Origin of the sequence: Streptomyces sp. NPDC017991, from assembly GCF_044328075.1 — a bacterium.
Taxonomy (GTDB): Bacteria; Actinomycetota; Actinomycetes; order Streptomycetales; family Streptomycetaceae; genus Streptomyces.
On sequence record NZ_JBIRGP010000008.1, the window covers coordinates 444,580 to 470,023 of the forward strand.

The window sequence follows — 25,444 nt, forward strand, 5'->3', positions numbered from 1 at the left end:
TCAGAGGTGGCGGCGACGGTCGGCGACCTGCCGCTCGTACGTCGTACGGGCGCTGGTCGCGGCCTCGCGGGAGGCGACCTCGGCGACCGGTACGTCCCACCAGGCCTCGGCGCCGGGCGAGGTGGGCGCCGGGTCGGTCTCGACGTACACGCAGGTGGGCCGGTCGGACGCGAGGGCGGTGGCCAGCGCGTCCCGCAGTTCGCCCACGGTCTTGGCACGCAGGACGTCCATGCCGAGGCTGGCGGCGTTGGCGGCCAGGTCGACCGGCAGCGGGTCCCCGGTGAAGGTGCCGTCCGGGGCCCTGTAGCGGTAGGCGGTGCCGAAGCGCTCGCCGCCCACCGCCTCGGAGAGGCCGCCGATGGACGCGTACCCGTGGTTCTGGATGAGCACCAGGTTGACGGGCAGCCCCTCCTGGACGGCCGTGACGATCTCGGTCGGCATCATGAGGTACGTGCCGTCGCCGACCAGTGACCACACGGGCGTGCCGGGGGCGGCCTGCTGGACGCCGATGCCGGCCGGGATCTCGTAGCCCATGCAGGAGTAGCCGTACTCCAGGTGGTACTGGCGCCGGCCGCGCGCCCGCCAGAGCTTGTGCAGGTCGCCGGGGAGCGAGCCGGCCGCGTTGATCACCACGTCGTCGTCGCCGACCACGGCGTCCAGGGCGCCCAGGACCTGGGTCTGGGTGGGGACGGCGTGCTCGTCGTCGGCCCGGTAGACCGAGTCGACGACCTGCTCCCAACGCTCCTTGCCCGCGCGGTACTCGGCCTCGTACGCCTCGGCCACGCGATGGCCGGCGAGCGCCCCGGTGAGGGCTTCGAGGCCCGCGCGGGCGTCGGCCACCAGGGTGCGGGCGCTCAGCTTGTGCGCGTCGAAGGCGGCGACGTTGAGGTTGACGAACCGGACAGCCGGCTCCTGGAAGAGCGTGGCGGAGGCGGTGGTGAAGTCCGAGTAGCGGGTGCCGACACCGATGACCAGGTCGGCGGTGCGGGCCAGGTCGTCGGCGACGGCGGTGCCGGTGTGGCCGATGCCGCCGACGTCCGCCGGGTGGTCGTACCGCAGCGAGCCCTTGCCGGCCTGGGTGGAGGCGACCGGGATGCCGGTGGCCTCGACGAACGCCTTGAGTGCCGGCTCGGCCTCGCTGTGGTGGACGCCGCCACCCGCGACGATCAGGGGGCGCCGGGAGCCGCGTACGGCCTCCGCCGCGGCGGCCAGCTCGGCCGGTTCGGGCGCCGGGCGGCGGACGTGCCAGACCCGGTCGGCGAAGAACTCCTCGGGCCAGTCGTACGCCTCGGCCTGCACGTCCTGCGGCAGGGCGAGCGTGACGGCGCCGGTGTCGACGGGGTCGGCGAGCACCCGCATCGCGTCGAGGGCGGAGGGGATCAGCGCCTCGGGGCGGTGGATGCGGTCGAAGTAGCGGGAGACCGGGCGCAGGGTGTCGTTGACGGACAGGTCGGCCTCGACCGGGTGTTCCAGCTGCTGGAGCAGCGGGTCGGCGACGCGGGTCGCGAAGTAGTCACCGGGCAGGAGCAGCACGGGCAGGCGGTTGATCGTGGCGAGGGCCGCGCCGGTGACGAGGTTGGTGGCGCCGGGACCGATCGAGGTGGTGACGGCCTGCGCGGAGAGCCGGTCGAGCTGGCGGGCGTAGCCGACGGCGGCGTGCACCATGGCCTGTTCGTTGCGGCCCTGGTGGAAGGGCATGGTCTCCTCGCCGGCCTCCAGGAGCGCCTGGCCGAGGCCCGCCACGTTGCCGTGGCCGAAGATCCCCCAGGTACCGGCGATCAGCCGGTGCCGTTCGCCGTCGCGTTCGGTGTACTGCGCGGCCAGGAAACGCACCAGTGCCTGGGCGACGGTCAGACGGAGGGTGGAGCGGCTCATCGGTTCCTCACTCGGATGCGGAGGCGGAGGCGGAGGCTGCGGGCGTGACGGAGCGGGTCACGGGGTCAGGCGGGGGTCGACCGGTTGGCTCGGCCAGGTGTCGCGGATCCAGGCGTGGTCGGGGTGGTCGCAGATCAGCCAGGCCCGGTCGGCGCCGGGGCCCGCCATGACGTTGAGGTAGTACATGTCGTGGCCGGGCGAGGCGATCGAGGGGCCGTGCCAGCCGTCCGGGATCAGGACGACGTCTCCGCCGCGCACCTCGGCGAGCACGTCCGTGCCGCCGCCGTTGCCGGAGGGCGAGACGCGCTGGTAGCCGAGGCCGGGGGTGCCCTGGTGGTCGGCGATCTCGAAGTAGTAGATCTCCTCCAGCTCGGACTCCTCGCCCGGCCGGTTCTCGTCGTGCTTGTGCGGCGGGTACGAGGACCAGTTGCCGCCCGGGGTGATCACCTCGACCGCGATGAGCTTGTCGCACTCGAAGACCCCGGCCGCGCCGAAGTTGTGGACCCTGCGGGAGCAGTTGCCGCTGCCGCGCAGTTCGACGGGCACGGACCCGGCGGGCCCGTAGCGGGCCGGCAGACGGCGCTCGCAGCGGGCCCCGGTGAGGGCGAACCGGCCGCCCTCGTCGGAGGTGAGGGCGGCGGTCGCGTCCCTGGGCACGTAGACGAAGTCGCTGACGCCGCTGAAAACGTCCGCCCGGCCGCGCACTTCGAACTCGTCCTGTCCGTAGTCGTCGGTGACGGCGACGGTGCAGCCGCCGCCGAGCGAGGTGACGATCCACTCGCTGTCCCCGGCGGTGAACAGGTGCGTGCCGCCGGGGGGCAGTTCGAGGACCCGGAGGCTGGAGTGGTCCCAGCCGGCGCTCTCCGGGGTCACGTCCACGGCGTAGGGGCCGCTCGCGGCCTTGCCCGCGGGCAGGTGGTGTGCGCTGGTCATGAGGTGTGATCCTTCCGGTGTCCGGTCACGACGGGCTGATCTCCGGTCAGAGCAGGCCGACCGCGGTGTCCACCGCTGTCTCCACGTCGCCCTCGGCGGGATAGAGCAGGGAGCGGCCGACGACCAGACCCTGGACGGTGGGCAGCCGCAGCGCCTTGCGCCACTTCTCGTACGCGCCCTCCTGGTCCCTGCCGACCTCGCCGCCGAGCAGGACGGCGGGCAGCGTGGAGGTCTCCAGTGCGGCGGCCATGTCGTCCGGGTCGCTGGTGACGGGCAGTTTCAGCCAGGTGTACGCGGAGGTGCCGCCGAGGCCGGAGGCGATGGCGATGGAGCGGGTGACGGCCTCGGCGGAGAGGTCGTTGCGGACCTTTCCCTCGACGCGGCGGGAGATGAACGGCTCGACGAACACGGGCAGTCGGCGCGCGGCCATGTCGTCGACCGCGCGGGCGGTGGACTCCAGCGTGGTCAGCGAACCGGGGTCGTCGTAATCGATGCGCAGCAGCAGTTTGCCCGCGTCGAAGTTCAGCCGCTCGATGTCCTCGGCGCGGTGGCCGGTGAAGCGGTCGTCCATCTCGAAGGCGGCGCCCGCCAGGCCGCCGCGGTTCATGGAGCCCATGACGACCTTGTTCTCCAGCGCGCCGAGCAGGAGGAGGTCGTCCAGGATGTCGGCGGTGGCGAGCACCCCGTCCACGCCCGGCCGGGACAGCGCGATGCACAGGCGCTCCAGCAGGTCGGCGCGGTTGGCCATGGCCAGTTTGCGGTCGCCGACGCCGAGCGCACCGCGGGCCGGGTGGTCGGCGGCCACGATCATGAGGCGGCCGCTGTCGCCGACGAGGGGTCGCCGGCTGCGGCGGGCGGCCGCTTCGGCCACGGCCTCGGGGTGCTGGACACGCACCCTGACGAGGTCGGGGATGGTGATGCTCAAGGTCTGGCTCCGTTCGGGGTGGTGCGGTGTCGGCCGTGAGATCTTCAGCCGCGAGAGGTGACGAGTTCCTCGACCTCGGCGGCGGTCGGCATCGCGGAGGAGCAGGCGAGGCGGGAGGCGACCAGGGCGCCGGCCGCGTTGGCGTACCGCATCGTCTTCTCCAGTTCCCAGCCGGCCAGCAGGCCGTGGCAGAGCGCGCCGCCGAACGCGTCGCCCGCGCCGAGGCCGTTGACCACCTCGACGGGTACGGGCGGCACCTCGGCGGTCGTGCCGTCGCGGTGGACGGCGAGGACGCCCTTGGGGCCCTGCTTGACGACGGCCAGTTCCACGCCGGCTTCGAGGAGGGCGTCGGCGCAGGCCCGCGGTTCGCGGACGCCGGTGGCGATCTCGCACTCGTCGAGGTTGCCGACGGCGACCGTGGCGTGCCGCAGGGCCTCGGTGTAGTACGGGCGGGCCTCGTCGGGCCCGCTGCGGGAGCCGCTGCTGTTGCCGCTCCAGAACATCGGGCGCCAGTCGAGGTCGAAGACGGTGGTGCCGGCCTTGTCGCGGGCCTTGAGGGCGGCGAGGGTGGCCGAGCGGCTGGGCTCCTCGCTGAGTCCGGTGCCGGTGATCCAGAAGATCTTGGCCGCCCGGAGCGCGAAGAAGTCCAGTTCGTCGGTGTGGATCACCAGGTCCGGCGCCTTGGGCTGCCGGTAGAAGTACAGCGGGAAGTCGTCGGGCGGGAAGATCTCACAGAACGTGACCGGTGTCGGGTACTCCTCGACCGGCGTGACCCAGCGGTCGTCGACCCCGAATTCCTTGAGAGCCTGGTGGAGATAGGCTCCGAACGGATCATCACCGGTACGGCTGACGATCGCCGTCGCGCGCCCGAGGCGTGCCGCGGCGACCGCCACGTTGGCCGCCGAACCGCCGAGGAACTTGCCGAAGGTCTCGACGCGTGCGAGCGGTACGCCGGTCTGCAGAGGGTAGAGGTCGACCCCGATGCGGCCCATGGTGATCAGGTCGAAGGACTCGCTCATACGCGTCGCTCCTCGTGTGGATGCGGGCTGGTGGGGGTGCGGGATGCGGGGGACCGGTGTGTCCTAGGTGTAAGACCGGGGGCCGAGCCATGTCAAGACTTTGTACTTACATTCTCACGTCACCGTGAAATGATGTCTTAACAAAGTATTGACAGCGGGGCATATGAGGGACTTACATCCCCTCCCAACAGAACTGCCGAGTTTTAGCTCCCTCTCCCCTGCCGCACAGTGAGGTGCCGGAAAGATGGACCGCACGTCTCGCCCCCGTTCCCGCAGAATCGCCCTCGTCGCCGCGGCCGCCGCGGCGGCCCTGATAGTCACCGGTTGCTCCAGCGACTCGGGAGGCAAGAAGGCCGAGGAGGACTCGGGCAACGCGTCGGCCGGCAAGGCCGACACCCCCCGTATGAAGATCGCGATGATCACCCACGCGGCCGCTGGTGACACCTTCTGGGACCTCGTCCGCAAGGGAGCGGAGACCGCCGCCGCCAAGGACAACGTCGAGCTGGTCTACTCGAACAACCCGGACTCGGCCAAGCAGGCCAACCTCGTCCAGAACGCGATCGACCAGAAGGTCGACGGCATCGCGCTCACCCTCTCCAAGCCCGACGCCATGAAGGACGTCGTCGCCAAGGCCGAGAAGGCCGGCATCCCCGTCGTCGGCCTCAACGGAGGCATCGACGACTGGAAGGAGCAGGGTCTCCTGTCCTACTTCGGCCAGGACGAGTTCGTCGCCGGTGAGGCCTTCGGCGAGAAGCTCAACGCACTCGGCTCCAAGAACAACATCTGCGTCATCCACGAGCAGGGCAGCGTCTCCCTGGAAGCGCGCTGCGCCGGTCTGAAGAAGACGTTCAAGGGCAAGACCACGACCCTCAACGTGAACGGCACGAACATGCCGTCCGTGAAGTCGACGATCAACGCCAAGCTCAAGCAGGACACGTCGATCGACTACGTGGTCACGCTCGGCGCCCCGTTCGCCCTGACCGCCGTGCAGTCCGTGGACGACGCGGGCAGCAAGGCGAAGGTGGCGACCTTCGACCTCAACAAGGAGATGGTCGACGCCGTCAAGAGCGGCGACATCGAGTTCGCGGTCGACCAGCAGCCGTATCTGCAGGGCTACCTGTCGGTGGACTCCCTGTGGCTCTACAAGACCAACGGCAACTTCAGCGGTGGTGGCCAGGAGCCCGTGCTCACCGGCCCGGCGTTCGTCGACAAGGAGAACGTGGACGACATCGCGAAGTTCGCCTCGAAGGGCACTCGGTGACACCCATGACCCAGGCAACGGCACCGGCGGCGAGTTCCTCGCCGCCGGCTTCGCCGGCCGCCCCCAAGGACGGCCGGACCTCGGAACGGTCCCTGGCCCGCCGCCTGGCGGCCCGCCCGGAGATCGGCGCCCTCATCGCGGCGATCGCCGTGTACATCTTCTTCTTCGCGGTCGCCTCGCCCTTCCGTGAGGCGAGCTCGCTGGCCAACGTGCTCTACGAGGCCTCCGTGATGGGCATCATGGCCCTCCCGGTCGCCCTGCTGATGATCGGCGGCGAGTTCGACCTCTCCGCCGGTGTGGCCGTGACCACCTCCGCGCTCACGGCGAGCATGTGGAGCTTCCAGCTGTCCATGAACGTGTGGACCGGCGTCATCGTCGCCCTGGTGGTGGCGCTCGCGATCGGCGCGTTCAACGGCTACATGCTGGTACGCACCGGACTGCCGTCGTTCCTCATCACGCTGGGCTCGTTCCTGATCCTGCAGGGCGCCAACCTCGCCATCACCAAGCTCTTCACCGAGAACGTCGCCACCGACTCCATCAGCGACATGGACGGTTTCGACCAGGCCAAGAGCGTCTTCGCCTCCGAGATAGGCATCGGCGGGGTCGACGTGAAGATAACCGTCTTCTACTGGCTGATCCTCGCCGCCGCCGCGACCTGGCTGCTGCTGCGCACCAAGTTCGGCAACTGGATCTTCGCCACCGGCGGCAGCCAGGAGAGCGCCCGCGCGGTCGGCGTGCCGGTCACCTTCACCAAGATCGCCCTGTTCATGGGCGTCGGCGCCGGTGCCTGGTTCGTCGGCATGCACATCCTGTTCTCGTTCAACACCGTCCAGTCCGGCGAGGGCGTGGGCAACGAGTTCCTGTACATCATCGCCGCGGTCATCGGCGGCTGCCTGCTCACCGGCGGCTACGGCTCCGCGATCGGCGCCGTCATCGGCGCGTTCATCTTCGGCATGGTCTCCCAGGGCATCGTCTACGCCAACTGGAACCCCGACTGGTTCAAGGCCTTCCTCGGCGTCATGCTCCTGCTCGCCGCCCTCGTCAATCTGTGGGTCCGCCGCCAGGCAACCCGGAGGTAACCCATGACCGACAACACCACCTCCAGCGACGACGCCCCCGCTGTCCAGGACGCGCCCCAGGACGCACCGCCGATCGTGCGGCTGCGCGGGGCCGGCAAGGCGTACGGCAACGTCCGCGCCCTGCACGGCGTGGACCTGTCCGTCCACCCCGGCCAGGTCACCTGCGTGCTGGGCGACAACGGCGCCGGCAAGTCCACCCTGATCAAAATCATCTCCGGGCTGCACCAGCACACCGAGGGCGAGTTCCTCATCGACGGCGAGGCGGTGCACCTGAGCACCCCGCGCGAGGCCCTCGACAAGGGCATCGCCACCGTCTACCAGGACCTGGCCACCGTGCCATTGATGCCGGTGTGGCGGAACTTCTTCCTCGGCTCCGAGCTGACCAAGGGCCCCTGGCCGATCCGCCGCCTGGACATCGCGGCGATGAAGCAGACCGCGGACACCGAACTGCGGGCCATGGGCATCGTCCTGGACGACCTCGACCAGCCGATCGGCACCCTCTCCGGTGGCCAGCGCCAGTCCGTGGCCATCGCCCGCGCCGTCTACTTCGGCGCCCGCGTGCTCATCCTGGACGAGCCCACCGCCGCCCTGGGCGTCAAGCAGTCCGGTGTGGTGCTCAAGTACATCGCCGCCGCCCGCGACCGGGGACTCGGCGTCATCTTCATCACCCACAACCCGCACCACGCCTATATGGTCGGCGACCACTTCAGCGTCCTGCGTCTGGGCACGATGGAACTCTCCGCGTCCCGCGCGGACGTCACCCTCGAAGAGCTCACCAACCACATGGCCGGGGGCGCCGAACTCGCCGCCCTCAAGCACGAGCTGGCGCAGGTACGCGGTGTGGACGTCGAAGGGCTCCCCGAGGAGGACGACCTCCAGGCACCCCTCGCGGCATCGAAGGGGAAGTCCTGATGGCGGGCGTGCTCGGCGTGGCCGTCATCGGCACCGGCAGGATGGGGGCCGACCACGTACGCCGGCTCCACGAGGTGACCAGCGGGGCCCGCGTGGCCGCGGTCGTGGACGTCGACGCGGAACGGGTCAAACGGATCGCCGACGGCATCGAGGGCTGCTCCGCCCACACCGACCCGGCCGCCGCGATGGCCGCGGACGGCGTCGACGCCGTACTGATCGCCTCCCCGGGCCCCGCCCACGAGGCGGCCCTGCTCGCCGCGTTCGAGCACGACCTGCCGGTCCTGTGCGAGAAGCCCCTCACACCCGGCTCGGCCTCGGCGCTGCGCGTCCTGGAAGCCGAGCAGCGGCTCGGGCACCGCAGGGTGCAGGTGGGCTTCATGCGCCGGTACGACGCCGAGTACGTGAAGCTCAAGTCGCTGCTGGAGACCGGCCAGTTGGGCCGGCCGCTGATGCTGCACAACCGGCACCGCAATGTGGCGACCCCGCCCGGATTCACCAGCGAGATGCTCATCAACGACTCCGTCGTGCACGAGATGGACATCACCCGCTGGCTGCTCGGCCAGGAGATCACCGCGGTCACCGTGCTGAAGCCGACGCCGTCGGGCAACGCGCCCGAGGGTCTGCAGGACCCGCAGCTGGTCCTCTTCGAGACCGCCGGCGGCGCGATCGTGGACGTCGAGATCAATGTCAACTGCGGTTTCGGCTACCAGGTGCAGGCCGAGGTGGTCTGCGAGCGCGGCACGGCCCGTATCGGTGACGGGCACTCCCTGGTCACCAACATGGCGGGCCGCTGGGGCGGCACCATCGCCCAGGACTTCACGGAGCGCTTCGAGGACGCGTACGACCGTCAGATGCAGGTCTGGGTGGACGCCACCCGCCGCGGCGAGGTCACGGGCCCCAGCGCCTGGGACGGCTACGCCACGGCAGCGGTCTGCGAGGCGGGGGTCCGCGCCCAGAAGGAGGGCGGCCGAGTGGAAGTGGAACTCGCGGAACGCCCTCGGTTCTACGCCTGACCTGGCAGGGGCCCGAACCCCGGCCCCGCTCGGGCAGAAATCCCCGTGCGGTCCGGTGGGGGCCGCTCGCGCCGTTCCCCGCGCCCCCAAGAACCGTGTCCGTCCGCAGGCCGGTGGGGGCCGCTCGCGCCGTTCCCCGCGCCCCCAAGAACCGTGTCCGTCCGCAGGCCGGTGGGGGCTGGTCGCGCAGTTCCCCGCGCCCCTCGGGGCGGGGCTGCGCCCCGTCCCACCCGGGGGCGCGGGGAACGGCGCAATCTTTTGCCTTTGGCTTCTAGGGGCGCGGGGAACTGCGCAATCCTGTCGCCTTTCAGGGGCGCGGGGAACTGCGCGGCCAGCCACAGTGAACCCGCACCCGAAGAACCGGCCCAACCACCCGCCCCGCTCAGCTGGAGCGCCGCTCAACCGCCTCCCTCAAGGCCTCCCGCAACCTCCCCGGCTCCCACCCCTCCCTCAACGCGTGCCGCACGACATCCGCCTGAGAAGCCGGCGCCAACCCACCCACAGGCGGATCGGAGTCCAGGTTGGTCGGAAAGGGATACCCCTCCGCACTGGACGCCACCACCGCCTCCAGCCACTCCCGGCTCGCCCCCGCCGCCGCGCGAGCGAGCAGCACCGGATATACCGCGTTCGACAGGGCCTCCCGGTCGACACTCTCCATGGCCCGCCCGAACGCGGAGGACACCTGCAGCAGATTGGCCATCCGCCGGATGTCCGCCGACGTGTTGTGTCCGGCGGCATGGAAGAGCGCGGGGTTGAAGAACACCGCGTCCCCCGCGGCGAGCGGCAGTTGCACGTGCCGCGCCTCGAAGTACGCGTGGAACTCCGGCAGCCGCCAGGCCAGATAGCCGGGCTCGTACTTCTGCGAATGCGGCAGATACATCGTCGGGCCGGACTCGACGGGCATGTCGCAGTGGGCGACCGCACCCTGCAGCGTCAGCACCGGCGAGAGGCGGTGCACGTGCGCCGGGTACGCGGCGGCGACCTCGTTGCTCAGGAAGCCCAGGTGGTAGTCGCGGTGCACGGTCTGCGCGGCGCCGCCCGGGTTCACGACGTTGACCTGGGAGGTGACCTGGTAGCCGGGGCCGAGCCAGGCAAGGGAGACCAGGGCGAGGATGTCGTTGGCGTAGTAGTCGGCGAACGCCTCCGGGGCGAGCAGGGCCGCCTTCTCCAGCGCGTTCCAGACCCGGTCGTTCGCGCCTGGCTTCGCGAAGTGGTCGCCCGCGACGGCGCCCGAGGCGCGCTGCTCGGCGATCAGGGCGTCGAAGACCCCGGTCGCCCGGTCGAGGACCCCGCGGTCGGGGAAGGCGCCCTTGAACACCACGATGCCGGGCCCTTCGGCGAGCGCCCGGACCAGCTCGGCCTGTACGTTCCGGCGGCCCTCGGGCGTCCGCACCTCGGCGCGCAGGCTCTCGCTGTCGTACAGCAGGACGTTCCGCTCGACGGCGGCGGCGTACGGGTAGTCGGCCGGGTCGGTACCCCGCTCGACCAGTTCACGGAATCCGTCGAGGTCGCAGTCGTGCTCGGACAGCCAGGTGCGGGGTCCTGAAAGGGTGCTGGACATCGTCGTCCTTTCGGGGTGGTCCTTGCGGGAATCGCGGCGAACCGTGCGGGGCCGCGGCGACGCGTTGCTGTCATTCTCATGACGCCGTACCCCTCAAGCAATCGTCACCGAGCCATCAAAAACCCCTCAGCGCGCACGGCCCGTGCGGTGGCCCCAGCCGTGGGGACGCGGCGCCCTCAGCCGTTGGGGCGCAGCGTCCAGACGACCGTCATCTCGCCGGTGACGGCGCCGTCCTCCCGCTGGATGGCGACGGCCACCGGGAACTCCGGGCGCAGACCGGCGTCGAGTTCGGCGACGACGTCGGCGGCGGGCCGCCCCAGGGTGGCGGTGGCCGTGACGGGCCCCCTGGCGAGCTTCTTGAACGCGATCTCGGCGGTCACGGGCAGCGGCACGGCCCGCGCGAGCTGGTCCCCGAACGCGGCCAGCACGACCGCCCCGCTCGCCGACTCCCCCAGGGTGAACATCGCCCCGGCATGGGGCCCGCCCACGTGATTGTGGTACTCGCTCTGGTCGGGCAGCGCGAGCACGGCCCTCTCCGGAGTGGTTTCGAGGTACTCCAGTTTCAGGGTCCGGACCATCGGCACGGTGGCGGCGAGCAGCTCGCCGATAGACATCTGATCTGCGCTCATGGCCGCACGTTACCCGCGAGTAGCGAACCTTGAACAGGATCCCGGACGGGATCTCGAACACACGGCGCCCGCCCTCGCGGGTGATCCGGTTACGCGCCTGATGAGGGGCAGTGACCCAACCGTGTCCCCTGCGGCACTAGGGTTACTGGCCATGTGGCCAGGAAATCAGCCGCCCGGGGGCGAGCAGAACCCGCAGGACCAGAACCAGAACCCGTACCAGCAGCCGGGATACCAGCAGCCGAATCCGTATCAGCAGCCCGGATATCAGCAGCCCGGGTACCAGACCGGACCCCAGCCGCAGAACCCGTACACGCAGCCGGGGCAGCCCGGCTGGACCGCGCCCGGTGCGCCGCAGCCCCCGGAGGGCGGCGGCAGGAACAGGACGAAGGTCGTCGCGATCGTGGCCGCCGCGGCCGTCGTCGTCGCGGCCGGTGTCACGGGTGTGCTGGTCCTGGGCGGCGACAAGGACGACGAGGCCGGCGGCGACAAGGACGGCAAGCCGAAGCGGCCGTCGTCGAGCGCGCCCAAGGACCCGAGCGCGTCCGCGTCCAGCGGTGAGGACAACCCGCGCGGCACGGACGCCGAGAAGCCGACGGTCGCGGGCTGGAAGGTCGTGATCAATCCGCGCTTCGGCACGATGTTCGACGTGCCCGCCGACTGGGAGATCGAGAGCACCGACACGAGCGTCGGCTTCGAGTGGGAGGAGAAGGGCAAGACCGACCGCACCACGGTCACCGCCCCCGCCTACCTCAAGTCCAAGTGGTGCACCAGCGACAGCGACAAGGACGGCCGCGAGGAGGACACGGCGCTGGTCACCGCCGGAACGCGCGGCGAGAACGGCGCCAAGGACACGGCCGAGGCGGCCGAGACCCGCGTCCCGTGGTGGATCTTCGGTGGCTACACGCAGCCCGACAAGAAGAGCGTGAAGTGGGACAAGGCGAAGGCCTACACGACGAAGTCGGGCCTCAAGGGCAGCGTCGCCAACGCCCACTCCAGCAACACACCGCAGAAGGGGAAGTGCGACAGCGAGGGCAAGGCCATCACCTTCGCGTTCAAGAACGGCGCGGGCGACTACGTCACCTGGAACCTGTTCGGTGCCCAGGGTGTCGACGACGAGATCCCCGAGGCGACCGTCCAGAAGATCCTGAGCACGGTGCGTCTCACCAAGGACGCCCCGACGGACGGCTGACGCGGCGGCGGGACGGCCGGTACCGCGGCAGGAACCATTCGCCCTGCCCACCCCGCCCGCCCCGGCGCGCGGCGGGGCGGAGCGGGACCACGCGGGATGCGGCACGGAACAGGCCGACAATCCGTTTGGCAAGTCGGCCCGTCGGCGGAGATAGTCGCCAGGTGAAACCCGCCGCCGACTCCTCCGCCGGACCGCGCCGCCCCTCCTGGGCGGGCCGCAACTACACCCTGCTGACCGCCGCCGCGGTCGTGACGAACCTGGGCAGCCAGGGTGCGTTGATCGCGGCGGCGTTCGCCGTCCTGGACGAGGGCGGCGACGGCGGTGACGTGGGCCTGGTGGCGGCGGCCCGCACCCTGCCCCTCGTGCTCTTCCTGCTGATCGGCGGCGCGGTCGCGGACCGTCTGCCCCGGCACCGCGTGATGGTCGCGGCCAACACCCTCAACTGCCTCTCCCAGGCGGCCTTCGCGGCCCTCGTGATCGCCGGTGAGCCGCAGCTCTGGCAGATGATGCTCCTCACCGCGCTCGGCGGCACCGGCCAGGCGTTCTTCGCCCCGGCCGCCGAGGGCATGCTGCTCTCCTCCGTCAGTGGCAAGCAGGCCAACCGCGCCTTCGCCGTGTTCCGCCTCGCGATGCACGGGGCCGGCCTCGGCGGCGCCGCGCTCGGCGGAGCAATGGTCGCGGTGGTCGGGCCGGGCTGGGTGCTCGCTGTGGACGCCGTGGCCTTCGCGGTCGCGGGCGCCCTGCGGGCCTTCCTCGACGTCGGGCACATACCGCCCCGGGTGCCGGGCACCGGGCTGCTCACCGACCTCCGCGACGGCTGGCGCGAGGTCGTCGGGCGGCCCTGGCTGTGGGCGATCGTCGCGCAGTTCTCCGTCGTGGTCGCGGTCGTCGGCGCCGCCGAGGCGGTGTACGGCCCCCTGGTCGCCCGGGACAGCCTCGGGGGCGCCGGTCCGTGGGGCCTGGCCCTCGCCGCGTTCGGCGCGGGCACCGTCGGGGGCGCTCTGCTGATGATGCGCTGGAAGCCCCGCAGACTGCTGCTCGCCGGAACGCTCTGCGTCTTCCCGCTCGCCCTGCCGTCGGCCGCGCTGGCCGTCCCCTTCCCCGTCGGCGGTCTGTGCGCGGTGATGTTCGGGACGGGCGTCGCCATCGAGGTGTTCGGCGTCTCGTGGATGACCGCGCTGCACCAGGAGATCCCGGAGGACAAGCTCTCCCGCGTCTCGGCGTACGACTGGTTCGGCTCGATCGCCATGGTCCCGCTCGCCACCGCCCTCGCGGGCCCGGCCGAGTCCGTCTTCGGACGTCCGGCGGCCCTGTGGGGCTGCGCGGTCCTGGTCGTCGTGGTGACGGCGGCGGTGCTCTTCGTGCCCGACGTACGCGATCTGACGCGGCGCACGAAGGAAGTGGCGCAGGGGACCCCGGCGAAGCGCGAGCCCGCGCGCCCGGCGCACTCCGAGAACTGAGCCGCGCCCCGTCCGCCGGTCGACCGGTCCGCTGAGCAGCCGATCAGCGGGTCCGCCTATCAGCCGACGCTGAAGGCCCCGGACGGCGGCTCCGGCGACGGCACCGCGTCCTCGTCCCGTACGGGCTTCGCGTCCCCGATGAAGACCCGCAGCGTGTCCCCGTGTTCGACACGCGCCGGAAAGGCGTCGGAGGCCGTGCGGCGCATGAGGGTGGCGGTGTCGAGGGGCCGGTGCGAGGCGACGAGCACCGCGTTCCCGAAGCGGCGGCCGCGCAGCACACCCGGCTCGGCGATCAGGGCCAGCTCCTCGAACACGGTGGAGAACGTGGCGAGCTGGGAGCGCAGGAAGGCGAAGGGCGAGGCGTCGGCGAGGTTGGCCAGGTACACGCCGTCGCCCCGCAGGACGCGCGCCGTCTCCCGCGCGTACGCCACCGAGGTCAGGTGCGCCGGTACCCGGGAGCCGCCGAAGACGTCGGCGATCAGGACGTCCGCCGAGGCGTCGGGGGCGTTTTCGAGCCAGGCGCGGGCGTCCGCGCCGTGCAGCGCGATGCCCGCGTCCTCGGCGACGGGCAGATGCTCGACGACGAGGTCCAGGAGCCCGCTGTCGGCCTCCACCACGTCCTGCCGGGACCCCGGCCGGGTCGCGGCGAGATAGCGGGGCAGGGTGAGCGCGCCGCCGCCGAGGTGGAGCGCGTCCAGCGGAAGCGCCGGTTCCACGACCGTGTCGAGGACGTGCCCGAGCCGTCGCGCGTACTCGAACTCCAGGTACGTCGGCTCGTCGAGGTCGACGTACGACTGGGGCGCCCCGTCGACCGTCAGCAGCCAGGCCCGCTTGCGGTCGATGTCCGGCATCAGCTTGGCGGTCCCGTGGTCCACGGTCCTGGTCACGGGTATCGGCTCGTCCACGCACCCATTGTGCCGGTGACGCGCGGGTGCCGACCCGCCTTCCGTACGGAAGGGTCCGTGCGGAAGCGTCCGTACGGAAGGCGGGCACCTGCCCGGCGGGCGCCGACGGTTCAGCCGACGGCGGTCACCGTGCCGGCTCCGACCGTGCGGCCGCCCTCACGGATCGCGAAGCCCAGGCCCGGTTCCAGCGGCACCTCACGCCCCAGTTCGACCGTCATGGTGACGGTGTCGCCGGGCCGCGCGACCGCGCTCCCACCGAGGTCGACGTCGCCGACGACGTCCGCGGTACGGATGTAGAACTGCGGCCGGTAGCCGGTGGACACCGGGGTCGTCCGTCCGCCCTCGCCCGCCGACAGGACGTACACCCGCGCCGAGAAGCGACGGCTGGGGACGACGCTGCCGGGCGCCGCGACGATGTGCCCGCGGCGCACGGCGTCGCGCGGGACACCGCGCAGCAGCAGCGCCACGCTGTCGCCGGCCTGCGCCTCGTCCATGGGCTTGCCGAACGTCTCCAGCCCGGTGACCACCGTCTCCACGGCGGCACCGAGCACTTCGACGCGGTCGCCCACCCTGATCGTGCCGCGCTCGACGGCCCCCGTGACGACCGTGCCGCGGCCGGTGATGGTGAGCACGTTCTCCACCGGCAGCAGGAACGGCGCGTCCACGTACCGCTCGGGCATGGGTACGTACGTGTCCACGGCGTCCAGCAGCGCGCCGATCGCCTCGGTCCACCGCGGGTCGCCCTCCAGCGCCCTGAGTCCGGAGACCCGTACGACCGGTACGGAGTCGCCGCCGTAGCCGTGCGAGGTCAGCAGCTCGCGGACCTCCAGCTCGACGAGGTCGGCCAGCACGGTGTCCTCGCCGTCGTCGACGGCGTCCGCCTTGTTGAGGGCGACGACGATGTGGTCGACGCCCACCTGCCGGGCGAGCAGCACGTGTTCGGCGGTCTGGGGCATGATCCCGTCGAGCGCGGAGACCACGAGGATCGCCCCGTCGAGCTGGGCGGCGCCCGTGACCATGTTCTTGACGTAGTCGGCGTGGCCAGGCATGTCCACGTGCGCGTAGTGGCGGGTGTCGGTCTCGTACTCGACGTGCGCGATGTTGATGGTGATGCCGCGCGCGGCCTCCTCCGGCGCCCGGTCGATCCGGTCGAACGGTACGTAGGTGCCGGAGCCGCGCTCGGCGAGGACCTTGGTGATGGCGGCGGTCAGGGTGGTCTTGCCGTGGTCGACATGACCCATGGTGCCGATGTTGAGATGCGGTTTGGTGCGCACGTAAGCCGTCTTGGGCATGGCTGTACCTCGAAGCCTCTTCGGTTTCAGCGGAGCTGAGTGATGGCCCCGGCGTCGGAACGGCCGGGACAGGGACCCCGAGACCCTGCCGACCCTCCCCCTGCGGGGTCCGCCGGACGATCCGGGAAGGGTCAGCTTCGGGCGCCTGCTGCGGCGGCCACGGTGAGGAGGACGGCAGCCTTCGTGGCATCCGCGACCGCGGATGCTGCGTGAGGGAAGGCGTACCGGAACATGAGGCGATCATCGCCGACGGTCCGGGCCGCGTCGAATGGTTTTTCGCACGCTCCGACCGCGTGGTTACGTGTGTTTCCCCTGGTACGTCCGGGCCGCGGGCAGGAATCCGGACGAGAGACGCCTCACATGCCGGCGCGGGTGGTCGACGGCGCAGTGCTCGTACTCGCGCTCCGGCAGCCGCCGGCAGCGCGGCGCCACCGCCGTGCGGCCGGCCTCCTCCGGCACGGACGTCCCCCTCAGCACCGTCCGGGAGCGCGCGCGGCGATCAGGCGTGGTCAGACCGAGGAAAGGGGCGCTGTCCTGCATGTACGCGCGTGCCGTCAGGGCCCGTTCCGGATCGGCCGCGGCGGCGTAGGAGACGGTCGGCCGCTCCGGCAACGTGTCCGCGAGGACGCTGCGCGGCGGCCCCGGACGGCCGTCCGGCGTTCCGGCAGCTGTGACGCCCATGAGACGAACCATACGGCGAACACACACATGGGTCGGTTAGTGTCACCGGATGCTCGATGCCACCACCCGCTCTGGGGGCACCGCCACGGTCACTCCCCCGCTTTCCGCAACAGAACTCGTCCCCGTCGAGTTCACCGCCGCGCCGACAGGCCCGGCCGCCCGCGTCACGAGAGCGCTGTTCTCGCCGTGGGCCCGGCTCTCCCTGCTGGTCGCGCTGCTGCTTTCGGCCGCCGGGACGGTGCTGCTGTTCGAGCCTCAGAGACTGCTCGCCGACGGTTGGCCGCCCCAGCTGACCGGTGCCGCGGCGGCCCTGGTCTTCGCGGTCGCGTACGGGCTGTGCACGGTGGCGTTCGTGCCCCGGCCGATCCTCAACCTCGGAGCGGGTGCCCTCTTCGGCTCGCAGCTGGGGCTCGGGGCCGCGCTCGCGGGTACGGTCCTCGGGGCCGGGCTCGCCTTCGGACTCGGCCGGATGCTCGGGCAGGACGCGCTGCGACCCCTGCTGCGCGGCCGCTGGCTGCAGGCCGCGGACGGGCAGCTCAGCCGGCACGGGTTCCGCTCGATGATGGCCGCGCGGCTGTTCCCCGGAGTGCCGTTCTGGGCCGCGAACTACTGCGCGTCCGTGTCGCGCATGGGGTGGTTGCCCTTCCTCCTCGCGACGGGCCTGGGATCGATCCCCAACACCGCCGCGTACGCCGTGGCAGGCGCCCGCGCCTCCGCCCCGACCTCTCCGGCCTTCCTGATCGCGATGGCTTTCATCGCCCTCCCGGCGCTGGCCGGCGCGATAGTGGCCTGGCGCAAACGCCACCACCTGCGGTCCGCCTGAGCGCGCAGTTCCCCGCGCCCCTGAAAGATGAAAAGCAGGGGCGCAGCCCCGCTTTTCAGGGGCGCGGGGAACTGCGCGGCCAGCCACACACGGCCCGCACCCGACACGTCACCCAGGCCCGGCGCTACACCCCTTCCAGCACCATCGCGTTGGCGAGACCGCCCGCCTCGCACATGGTCTGGAGCGCGTACCGAGCCCCACGAACCCGCATCGCATGCACGAGCGTGGTCGTCAAGCGCGTACCGCTCGCACCGAGCGGATGCCCGACAGCGATCGCCCCACCATGGACGTTGACCTTGGAGAGGTCGGCCCCTGTCTCCTGCCGCCAGGCGAGGACGACACTGGAAAAGGCTTCGTTGACCTCGAAGAGGTCGATGTCGTCCAGGGTCAGCGAGGCCCTGCGCAGCACCTTCTCGGTGGCGGGTACGACGCCCGTGAGCATCAGCAGCGGATCGGACCCGGTGACGGCGAAGCTGTGCAGCCGGGCCAGCGGCCGAAGGCCGAGACGGGCCGCGGTCTCGCTGGACGTGATGAGCACGGCCGAGGCACCGTCGTTGACCGGGCTGGCATTGCCCGCCGTGACGTTCCAGTCGATCTGCGGGAAGCGTTCCCCGAAGTTCGGGTCGTAGTAGGCCGGCTTGAGCCCGGCGAGGACCTCCACCGAGCTACCGGGCCGCACGCACTCGTCGCGCGTCACCCCGTCCAGGGGTGCGACCTCGGCGTCGAACAGCCCGCCCTCCCACGCCGCCGCGGCCCTGCGGTGCGACTCCACCGCGAAGGCGTCCATCTGCTCACGGGAGACCGACCACTTGGCCGCGATCAGTTCGGCGCTGATGCCCTGCGGGACGAGGCCCTCGGGATACCGCTCGGCGACCCCGGGCCCGAAGGGGTCCTTGCCCTCCGGCACGTTCGACCACATCGGGACCCTGCTCATCGACTCCACCCCGCAGGCCACGACCAGGTCGTACGCCCCTGCGATGACGCCCTGCGCCGCGAAGTGCACGGCCTGCTGTGAGGACCCGCACTGGCGGTCCACCGTCGTGGCGGGCACGGACTCGGGGAAGCCTGCGGACAGGGCGGCGTACCGGGTGGTGTTCATGGCCTGCTCGCCGACCTGGTCGACGGTCCCGCCGATCACGTCGTCGATGAGCGCGGGGTCGACACCGGACCGTTCGACGAGCGTACGGAGGGTGTGGGCGAGGAGTTCCACGGGATGGACGTGGGCGAGCGAACCGTTCGGCTTGCCTCTGCCGATCGGGGTGCGTACGGCTTCGACGATGACTGCGTCACGCATGGTCTGGCCCCCTGGGAGACAGGTCCGGAGACAACTTCGGAGACAGCCCCGAAGTCAGTGGGTTTGGATTCCGAACTCACTAAGTGACTCCACAGTAACCGAGTAAGTTGGAAGAACCAACCCACCCCGTAGACTGGATCGCATGAAGGACGCCCGCCCCTGTTCGATCGCCGGCACGCTCGCCCTCGTCGGCGAGAAGTACTCCCTGCTCGTACTGCGCGAGGTGTCTCTGGGCGCCACCCGGTTCGACCAGCTGGTCCGCAACATCGGCGCGCCGCGCGACGTGCTGACGACCCGGCTGAAGCGGCTCGTCGACGCGGGACTGCTGGAGAAGATCGCCTACAGCGAGAAACCTCCGCGCTTCGAGTACCGGCCCACCCGGGCCGGCCTGGAGCTGGAGCCGGTACTGCTCACGCTCATGGCGTGGGGCGACCGCCATCTCAACGACGGCGATCGCCCCATGGTGCTCGAACACTTCGACGGCCGTGGACACACCGGCGGACACGTCACCGGCCACGAACTGGTCCCGGTCGTCACCTGCGCGGAGTGCGGCGAAGAAGTCCGCCACGACGACCTCACGGCCCACCCACAGGCCCCGGGCTGGACGGTCACGGGGCCCGCGGCGGTCCGATCCGGAGGGTGAGCACGGTGGCGTGCCGGGGGTAGGGGGTGGCGGGCCTACATCCCCCGGTACACGTCCAGCCGCCCGCACATGCCGAACTTCCCGTACGCCGAAGGTTGTTCGGCCCGCACGGCCGCGTCGGCCAGGTGGGACACGTCCCCCCGCTCCAGCCGTTCGAGCTGCTCACCCGTCGCCACGGCCGCCGCCTCGGCACCGCGCCGCCACCGCTCACGCCACTCTGCGAGCCGGGGCCCTACGAGGGCCGCGGCGGCCCGGTGGAAGGCGGCGAGGGGCTCGGGCCCGTCCGCCTCGCGCAGCGCACGGTAGCCCTCCAGGGCGAGGTCGCGCCGGGCCCGGGCGATCCGCTCCCTCTCCGCCTCGGGCGCGTCCGCCGGGATGACGGTCGCGACGGCGTACGCCTTCGGGTCGGTCAGGTACTGCGGCGGCAGCGTGAGCACCGCGTCGCCCGCCTCCGGGAGCCCGCTGTTCTGCATGAGGACGGTGATGCGCAGGTCGTCCTCGTTGACGAGCCGGTGGATCGTGCCGGGCGTGAACCAGGCCACCGTGCCCGGCGCGAGCGGCGTGACCTCGTACCCGGAGGTCGTCAGGGTCTGCACCGCGCCCCGTCCGCCGGTGACGACGTACGCCTCCGAACAGGTCAGATGGAGGTGGGGCGTTCCGCCGCACACCCCGTCGTCGGCGGGCCAGTCGTAGACCGACAGATGCGAGACGGCGACCCCGCCGGGCAGGCCCGTGAAGCCCTCCGACGCCCCCTCGGACCCTTCGGAATCCTCGGCCACGCTCACCACGGGTGCTCCGCCAGGTACTTGGCGATCTCCTCGCGCTCCCAGAGACCGTCGGCGACGACGACGCGGTAGCGGCGGGTGAGCGTGTCGCCCGGCGCGAGTTCCAGCTCGTCGAAGAAGGCGAAGGAGGGCGCGACGGCCGCGAAGGGTTCGTTGCGGACGAACCAGTGGGCGGGGTGGGCGCCGCCCTCGCCCGTGTGGTCGTTCTCCGGGGCGTGCGCGAAGACGAGGGTGGCGTGCCCGTCGGCGACATCGTGCTCGGCGGAGTACGCGAGCCACGGTGCCTGCTGCCCCATCAGGCCGGGGCCCTCCGCGTCGGGGCCGATGATCCGCCCGTCCCGGAAGCCTCGCGGGCCCCGCCAGAACAGGCCGGTGTAGCCGGCCATCTCACGCCCGGCCGTCGTGGGACTGCCGAACCGCAGGGGCTCGGCCCGGCGGTTGGTGACGGCGGTCGTCCAGGTCAGCGCCCACGAACCGGACGCCGGGTCCACGTCGTGCACCTCGACGCGGCGCTCCTCCTCCGCCCAGAGCGAGCCGTCGTACGGATGCCAGGTGAGCCGCTCGGCGATGACCGCGCCGCCCGGACCGGCACGGCCCGCCTCGACCTCGTCGAACGCGACGTGCGCCATCGAGCCGACGCGCTCGGGGAGTTCGAGATACCCCTCCCCGTGAACGTATGTGTTGCCGCCCCACAGGTTCGCCCCCGACAGATGCGAGGCGGTCATCTGCAGGCCCTTGTGCCAGCGGTGGTCGTTGGGCCGGTAGTCCGTGACAACGTTGCCCGCGAGTGTCCTGAGCGGATGCAGATACGGCTTCGGGGCCTCCCAGGCCGCCTCCGGACCGTACACATAGCTGAACAGCTCCACGCCGGAGGTGGGTTCGGTGACCGTGATGCGGTCACCGTGGGCGTGGACGACGCGCAGGCCGCCTCGTGCGGTCATGCCGATGCCTCCTCGTACGTGGCGGGGATCGCGGGTGCCCAGCCGGGCGCGCCACCGTGCAGGGCCGTGTAGTAGGGGTCGCCGGGGCCGATCTCGCCGGCGCGGACGGTCGTGTCGGTGAACGCCGACTTGTAGAGCGCGGTGATCAGTTCGAGGCTGGTCCGCCCGTCGGCGCCGCTGCTGCGCGGTCGCTCGCCCGCCCGCATGCTGGCGACCAGCTCACGCAACTGAGCCAGGTGCGAACTGGGTACGTCGGCGCCGAAGTCCCGCCAGGCCGCCACGTCCTCGGCCGGCGTGTCCGGCACCGGGGTGATCCGCCAGTTGTCGTTGCTGTGCCCGTAGAGATGGGTCAGCTCGACCGTCGCGCGCTCGCAGTCGATCCGGATGCGGCTGATCTCGTCCGGACTGAGGACGCTGTTCACCACGGTCGCGAGGGCGCCGCTCCCGAAGCGTACGAGGGCGGTGGAGACGTCCTCCGTCTGCACGTCGTGCACCAGGCGTCCGGCCATGGCCCGCACCTCGCTCCACGGTCCGAGCAGGTCGAGCAGGAGATCCATCTGGTGGATGCCGTGGCCCATGGCGGGGCCGCCGCCCTCGGTCTCCCACTTCCCGCGCCAGGGCACGGCGTAGTAGGCGGCGTCGCGGTACCAGGTGGTCTGGCAGTGGGCCACCAGGGGCCGCCCCACGACCTGGTCGGCGATCAGGCGGCGTACGTGCCGCGCGCCGGAACCGAAGCGGTGCTGGAAGACGATGGAGGCGTAGGGGCCGCCGTCGGTGCCCTCCTGGGCCTCCACGGCGTCGAAGTCGGCGAGGCTCGGCACAGGCGGCTTCTCGCACCACACCCAGGCACCGGCGCGCAGCGCGGCGACGGTCTGCTCGCGGTGCAGGGTCGGCGGGGTGCAGATGGAGACGAGGTCCGGGCGCTGTTCCGCCAGCATCCGGCCGAGATCGGTGTAGCCGTGCGGGACACCGCCGTCCGCGCAGAAGCGCTCGACCGCGTCGGCGTCGATGTCGACCGCGGCGACGATCTCCACCTCGCCCTCGGCGGCGAGGGCGGCGAGCGCGGGCAGATGGCTGCCGGCGGCGATGGCTCCGGTGCCGATGACGGCGGCCCTGACGCGGCGGCCGTCGAGCGGGACCGCGGACCGCCTCTCGTGCGGGGTGTTCCGGTGCGCCGTACTCTCGTGCGCCGTGCTCTCGTCTGCGGTGTCCTCGTGCTCGGTGTGCTCGGTCGTCTTGCCGGTGGTGGCGTCGCGGGCAGTACGCATGGACGGGATCAGCACTCCATCGGACGTGACAGCGGTTCTGGCGGACGCCTGCCCGTCACGGCGACCACGAGAGGGTCCCGCGACAGCAAGCGCTTTCACTTCTCGCGGAAACGTAAGCGGCGCATCGCCGCGGGTCAACACCCTCGTCACCTCGCACGACCTCCACTGGGGAGGCCCTGTCGTCGCGCCGTCACCCGGGGGCGCTACGCTGCCCCGGACGCGCCTGATCACCGCAGACCACAACAGGGCACGTCCGTCCGCCCATTCGCTGCGCTCCCGCCATCAGCACTTGGATCACGTAACTTCATGTCTTGGTTTGAATCCCTCATCCTCGGACTCGTCCAGGGGCTGACCGAGTTCCTGCCCGTCTCCTCCAGCGCGCACCTGCGGCTCACCGCGGCGTTCGCCGGCTGGGAGGACCCGGGAGCGGCCTTCACGGCGATCACGCAGATCGGCACGGAGATCGCGGTGCTGATCTACTTCCGCAAGGACATCGCGCGGATCATCTCGGCCTGGTCCCGCTCGCTCGTGAACAAGGCGATGCGAAGCGACCACGACGCCCAGATGGGCTGGCTGGTGATCGTCGGCTCGATTCCGATCGGCGTGCTGGGCGTCACCCTCAAGGACCAGATCGAGGGGCCGTTCCGCGATCTGCGCATCACCGCGACGACGCTGATCGTGATGGGCATCATCCTGGGCGTGGCCGACCGGCTCGCGGCACGTGACGAGTCGGGCGGGAAGCACCGGGCCGCCGTCGAGCGCAAGACGCTCAAGGATCTGGGCGTGAAGGACGGCCTGATCTACGGCTTCTGCCAGGCCATGGCTCTCGTCCCGGGCGTGTCCCGCTCGGGCGCCACCATCAGCGGCGGCCTCCTCATGGGGTACACCCGCGAGGCCGCGGCCCGCTACTCGTTCCTGCTGGCCGTCCCCGCGGTGCTCGCCTCCGGCGTGTTCGAGCTGAAGGACGCCAGCGAGGGGGGTCACGTCTCGTGGGGCCCCACGATCTTCGCGACGGTCGTCGCCTTCGTGGTCGGTTACGTGGTCATCGCCTGGTTCATGAAGTTCATCACGACCAAGAGCTTCATGCCGTTCGTCTACTACCGCATCGCGCTCGGCATCCTGATCATCGTGCTCGTCAGCATGGGCGCGCTGAGTCCGCACGCGGCGGAGTCGGCGGGCTGACGCCCACGGCCGCGTACAGCGGTACAGACGTACAGCAATACAGAAGCGCAGAGGTACAGAGGTTTCGCACAGAACGAAGCCGCCCGCATGGTTCCCCCGTGGCGGGCGGCTTCGTGCTCGGTGTCCGGAGATCCGACTCGGCGGCGGCACATAAGTGTCCTGGGCCGCTGGACGACACCGGCGCGAGCCGGTGACGGGATTCGAACCCGCGTTTCTCTCTTTACAGGAGAAGTAGCCGCTGCCTTCGCACCCGGACGTACATGACGGTAGCGCGTACGGCTCCTGCGGGCACCCGAATTGATTCCGGCCGGCCGGCACTCTTCCGTCACCCGGTCGGAAAGTCCTTCGCCCAGGGTTCGCGCTCGATCCGAAGCCCGTTGAGCACGTACGCGATGGTGCGGTACCAGCCCGCCAGGACCAGGAACTCCAGGGCTTCCTGTTCCCCGAGGTGGTCGCGGAGCGCGGCCCAGGCCTCGTCGTCGAGGCGGGCCGTGTCGTGGAGCTGGTCGACGGCCGCCAGGAGCGCGCTCTGCCGGGGCGTCCAGACCGGGTCGTCCGGGGCGCCGGTCACCGTCAGGGGGACCTGCTCCGGCGTCAGGTCCGCGGCCTCGGCGTACGCCACCACGTGGGCACCCCACTCGTAGGCGCAGTCGCAGCGGGCCGCCACCCGGAAGATGACCAGTTCGCGGTCCGCGTCGGGGAGAAGGCCGTGGACGAGCAGACTCGCGCCGAGTTCCCGCATGCGGGAGGCGAGGTCCGGGTGGCGTTCCAGGACCTTGAAGAGCATCAGGGGTTCCTGGGTGACGCCGGGTGGCATCCAGCGGCGTAAGGCGCGCTCGGACTCGGGATCGTAGGGCGGCGTGATGCCGTCGATGCGTTGCTTCATGCCTCCCGACTCTTGCGCTTCTGAATTAGAAGCGCAAGAGTCGGAACGCAAAGGACGGCACGGCGAGTTGTCGGTCCGGTGAGTCGATCGGCGTCCGTTGAATCGATCCGCGTCCGTTGAGTCGATCGGCTCGGGGAGGAGAGGGTTTGGGTACGACACCCCGCCCCGGGCAGCCGGTGCGCGGTTCGGAGACCGGTCGTCCGGTGATGGCCGCGCTGGACCTCCTCGGCCGCCGCTGGACGCTCCGGGTGATCTGGGAACTGCACCTGGGCGGCGCGCCGGTCGGTTTCCGCGATCTCCAGCGGCGCTGCGACGCCATGTCCTCCAGCGTGCTGTCCGCCCGCCTCACCGAACTCCGCGAGGCGGGGATCGCCGCCCCCACGGACGGGGCGGCCTGGCGCCTCACCCGGCTGGGCGACGACCTCGTGACGGCGATGGGTCCTCTGCTGGACTGGTCGCACACGTGGGCGGAGCGGCAGTGAGACGCGTCCGCCGTCCCGTTTCCCAACTCGGTGGCCCTTAAACGCTTATGGCGTGACCAACCGCATACGGCATGGGTAGTCATCTGGTAGCGCACCGTCAGTCCTTGGCCTTACGCTGATGCGCATGTCCACCAATTCTCCGACCCCTGGTTCCGTGCGGTCAGCGGCCGCACTGAATGAGCAGATCCGAGCGTTATGGATACGCGCGGGCGGTTACCTCTCGCCCCAGGAGCGCGTCGAGTACGAACTGCTGGTCGTGCAGTGGGCCGCGGCGGTGCGCGAAGAGATCGTCGAGGCAGCGTGAACTCCGGGGCGCAGCCCCGCTTTTGAGGGGCGCGGGGAACTGCGCGACCGGCCCCCACCGGCCCGCACCCGAAAATCGAACCCCCCAGTGCAACGTCACGAG

At 71.2% G+C, this 25,444-nt stretch carries 25 protein-coding genes and 1 tRNA gene; 11 read left to right on the forward strand and 15 right to left on the reverse strand.

The window, feature by feature from the left end; translation table 11 throughout:
- The 4 genes from iolD to iolC are packed head-to-tail and all read right to left on the reverse strand — an operon-like array spanning position 1 to position 4,752.
- Positions 1–1,875: a 3D-(3,5/4)-trihydroxycyclohexane-1,2-dione acylhydrolase (decyclizing) gene (iolD, locus tag ACH4DZ_RS25025; protein WP_398289539.1), complete on the reverse strand. Its 1,875-nt coding sequence runs from the start codon at positions 1,873–1,875 to the stop codon at positions 1–3.
- A 57-nt stretch (positions 1,876–1,932) separates the two neighbouring features.
- Entirely contained in the window at positions 1,933–2,808 is an 876-nt protein-coding gene (iolB, locus tag ACH4DZ_RS25030) for a 5-deoxy-glucuronate isomerase (RefSeq protein WP_398289540.1), read from the reverse strand.
- A 46-nt stretch (positions 2,809–2,854) separates the two neighbouring features.
- On the reverse strand, positions 2,855–3,733 hold the full coding sequence (locus ACH4DZ_RS25035) for a deoxyribose-phosphate aldolase (RefSeq protein ID WP_398289541.1): 879 nt from the start codon (positions 3,731–3,733) through the stop codon (positions 2,855–2,857).
- Positions 3,734–3,777: 44 nt separating this feature from the next.
- The gene (gene iolC / locus ACH4DZ_RS25040) at positions 3,778–4,752 is read right to left on the reverse strand and encodes a 5-dehydro-2-deoxygluconokinase (protein WP_398289542.1); all 975 of its coding nucleotides are present in this window, start codon (positions 4,750–4,752) and stop codon (positions 3,778–3,780) included.
- Between the two features lie 244 nt (positions 4,753–4,996).
- Here iolC and ACH4DZ_RS25045 point away from each other — a divergent pair, with 244 nt between their 5' ends.
- Genes ACH4DZ_RS25045 through ACH4DZ_RS25060 form a run of 4 tightly spaced genes read left to right on the forward strand, consistent with a single transcriptional unit; the run spans position 4,997 to position 9,017 of the window.
- A complete protein-coding gene (locus ACH4DZ_RS25045; protein ID WP_398289543.1) occupies positions 4,997–6,013 on the forward strand; it encodes a sugar ABC transporter substrate-binding protein in 1,017 nt (338 codons plus the stop codon).
- Between the two features lie 5 nt (positions 6,014–6,018).
- Entirely contained in the window at positions 6,019–7,092 is a 1,074-nt protein-coding gene (locus ACH4DZ_RS25050) for an ABC transporter permease (protein ID WP_398289544.1), read from the forward strand.
- 3 nt (positions 7,093–7,095) lie between these two features.
- Entirely contained in the window at positions 7,096–8,004 is a 909-nt protein-coding gene (locus tag ACH4DZ_RS25055; RefSeq protein WP_398289545.1) for an ATP-binding cassette domain-containing protein, read from the forward strand.
- On the forward strand, positions 8,004–9,017 hold the full coding sequence (locus ACH4DZ_RS25060) for a Gfo/Idh/MocA family protein (protein ID WP_398289546.1): 1,014 nt from the start codon (positions 8,004–8,006) through the stop codon (positions 9,015–9,017). The genes ACH4DZ_RS25055 and ACH4DZ_RS25060 overlap by 1 nt, the downstream gene beginning before the upstream one ends.
- A gap of 382 nt (positions 9,018–9,399) precedes the next feature.
- On the opposite strand, the gene ACH4DZ_RS25065 is transcribed toward ACH4DZ_RS25060, so the two are convergent.
- Complete coding sequence (locus ACH4DZ_RS25065; protein ID WP_398289547.1) at positions 9,400–10,578, reverse strand: phytanoyl-CoA dioxygenase family protein; 1,179 nt, start codon at positions 10,576–10,578, stop codon at positions 9,400–9,402.
- A 176-nt stretch (positions 10,579–10,754) separates the two neighbouring features.
- The gene (locus tag ACH4DZ_RS25070; RefSeq protein WP_398289593.1) at positions 10,755–11,192 is read right to left on the reverse strand and encodes a DUF4442 domain-containing protein; all 438 of its coding nucleotides are present in this window, start codon (positions 11,190–11,192) and stop codon (positions 10,755–10,757) included.
- Positions 11,193–11,358: 166 nt separating this feature from the next.
- Between ACH4DZ_RS25070 and ACH4DZ_RS25075 the strand changes: the two genes are divergently transcribed.
- Positions 11,359–12,396: a hypothetical protein gene (locus ACH4DZ_RS25075; RefSeq protein ID WP_398289548.1), complete on the forward strand. Its 1,038-nt coding sequence runs from the start codon at positions 11,359–11,361 to the stop codon at positions 12,394–12,396.
- A gap of 161 nt (positions 12,397–12,557) precedes the next feature.
- Complete coding sequence (locus ACH4DZ_RS25080; RefSeq protein ID WP_398289549.1) at positions 12,558–13,856, forward strand: MFS transporter; 1,299 nt, start codon at positions 12,558–12,560, stop codon at positions 13,854–13,856.
- 59 nt (positions 13,857–13,915) lie between these two features.
- Here the strand turns inward: ACH4DZ_RS25080 and ACH4DZ_RS25085 are convergent, their stop codons facing one another.
- The 3 genes from ACH4DZ_RS25085 to ACH4DZ_RS25095 all read right to left on the reverse strand — a co-directional run bounded on the left by ACH4DZ_RS25085 (position 13,916) and on the right by ACH4DZ_RS25095 (position 16,734).
- Positions 13,916–14,761 carry a spermidine synthase gene (locus ACH4DZ_RS25085; protein WP_398289550.1) on the reverse strand — a complete coding sequence of 282 codons (846 nt, stop codon included), beginning with the start codon at positions 14,759–14,761 and terminating at the stop codon, positions 13,916–13,918.
- Positions 14,762–14,871: 110 nt separating this feature from the next.
- Complete coding sequence (tuf, locus tag ACH4DZ_RS25090; protein ID WP_398289551.1) at positions 14,872–16,053, reverse strand: elongation factor Tu; 1,182 nt, start codon at positions 16,051–16,053, stop codon at positions 14,872–14,874.
- 297 nt (positions 16,054–16,350) lie between these two features.
- Positions 16,351–16,734: a DNA alkylation repair protein gene (locus ACH4DZ_RS25095; protein WP_398289552.1), complete on the reverse strand. Its 384-nt coding sequence runs from the start codon at positions 16,732–16,734 to the stop codon at positions 16,351–16,353.
- A 49-nt stretch (positions 16,735–16,783) separates the two neighbouring features.
- Between ACH4DZ_RS25095 and ACH4DZ_RS25100 the strand changes: the two genes are divergently transcribed.
- Entirely contained in the window at positions 16,784–17,557 is a 774-nt protein-coding gene (locus tag ACH4DZ_RS25100) for a TVP38/TMEM64 family protein (RefSeq protein WP_398289553.1), read from the forward strand.
- A gap of 124 nt (positions 17,558–17,681) precedes the next feature.
- Here ACH4DZ_RS25100 and ACH4DZ_RS25105 read toward each other — a convergent pair whose 3' ends face one another.
- Positions 17,682–18,851: a thiolase family protein gene (locus tag ACH4DZ_RS25105; protein ID WP_398289554.1), complete on the reverse strand. Its 1,170-nt coding sequence runs from the start codon at positions 18,849–18,851 to the stop codon at positions 17,682–17,684.
- Positions 18,852–18,993: 142 nt separating this feature from the next.
- Here ACH4DZ_RS25105 and ACH4DZ_RS25110 point away from each other — a divergent pair, with 142 nt between their 5' ends.
- Entirely contained in the window at positions 18,994–19,494 is a 501-nt protein-coding gene (locus ACH4DZ_RS25110; RefSeq protein WP_398289555.1) for a winged helix-turn-helix transcriptional regulator, read from the forward strand.
- A 35-nt stretch (positions 19,495–19,529) separates the two neighbouring features.
- Here the strand turns inward: ACH4DZ_RS25110 and ACH4DZ_RS25115 are convergent, their stop codons facing one another.
- The 3 genes from ACH4DZ_RS25115 to ACH4DZ_RS25125 are packed head-to-tail and all read right to left on the reverse strand — an operon-like array spanning position 19,530 to position 22,488.
- On the reverse strand, positions 19,530–20,273 hold the full coding sequence (locus tag ACH4DZ_RS25115; protein ID WP_398289556.1) for a cupin domain-containing protein: 744 nt from the start codon (positions 20,271–20,273) through the stop codon (positions 19,530–19,532).
- A 2-nt stretch (positions 20,274–20,275) separates the two neighbouring features.
- Positions 20,276–21,220 carry a PmoA family protein gene (locus ACH4DZ_RS25120; RefSeq protein WP_398289557.1) on the reverse strand — a complete coding sequence of 315 codons (945 nt, stop codon included), beginning with the start codon at positions 21,218–21,220 and terminating at the stop codon, positions 20,276–20,278.
- Complete coding sequence (locus ACH4DZ_RS25125; protein ID WP_398289558.1) at positions 21,217–22,488, reverse strand: Gfo/Idh/MocA family protein; 1,272 nt, start codon at positions 22,486–22,488, stop codon at positions 21,217–21,219. Before ACH4DZ_RS25125 ends, ACH4DZ_RS25120 begins: the two co-directional genes overlap by 4 nt.
- Before the next feature lie 306 nt (positions 22,489–22,794).
- On the opposite strand from ACH4DZ_RS25125, the gene ACH4DZ_RS25130 reads away from it, so the two are divergent.
- Positions 22,795–23,670: an undecaprenyl-diphosphate phosphatase gene (locus ACH4DZ_RS25130; protein ID WP_398289559.1), complete on the forward strand. Its 876-nt coding sequence runs from the start codon at positions 22,795–22,797 to the stop codon at positions 23,668–23,670.
- A 188-nt stretch (positions 23,671–23,858) separates the two neighbouring features.
- On the opposite strand, the gene ACH4DZ_RS25135 is transcribed toward ACH4DZ_RS25130, so the two are convergent.
- A tRNA-OTHER gene (locus ACH4DZ_RS25135) sits at positions 23,859–23,921 on the reverse strand.
- A gap of 74 nt (positions 23,922–23,995) precedes the next feature.
- On the reverse strand, positions 23,996–24,556 hold the full coding sequence (locus ACH4DZ_RS25140; protein WP_398289560.1) for a carboxymuconolactone decarboxylase family protein: 561 nt from the start codon (positions 24,554–24,556) through the stop codon (positions 23,996–23,998).
- 206 nt (positions 24,557–24,762) lie between these two features.
- Here ACH4DZ_RS25140 and ACH4DZ_RS25145 point away from each other — a divergent pair, with 206 nt between their 5' ends.
- Positions 24,763–25,038 (forward strand): winged helix-turn-helix transcriptional regulator, encoded by a 276-nt coding sequence (locus ACH4DZ_RS25145; protein ID WP_398289594.1) that lies wholly within the window; start codon positions 24,763–24,765, stop codon positions 25,036–25,038.
- A 124-nt stretch (positions 25,039–25,162) separates the two neighbouring features.
- On the forward strand, positions 25,163–25,342 hold the full coding sequence (locus ACH4DZ_RS25150; protein ID WP_107018686.1) for a hypothetical protein: 180 nt from the start codon (positions 25,163–25,165) through the stop codon (positions 25,340–25,342).
- Positions 25,343–25,444 lie beyond the last annotated feature (102 nt).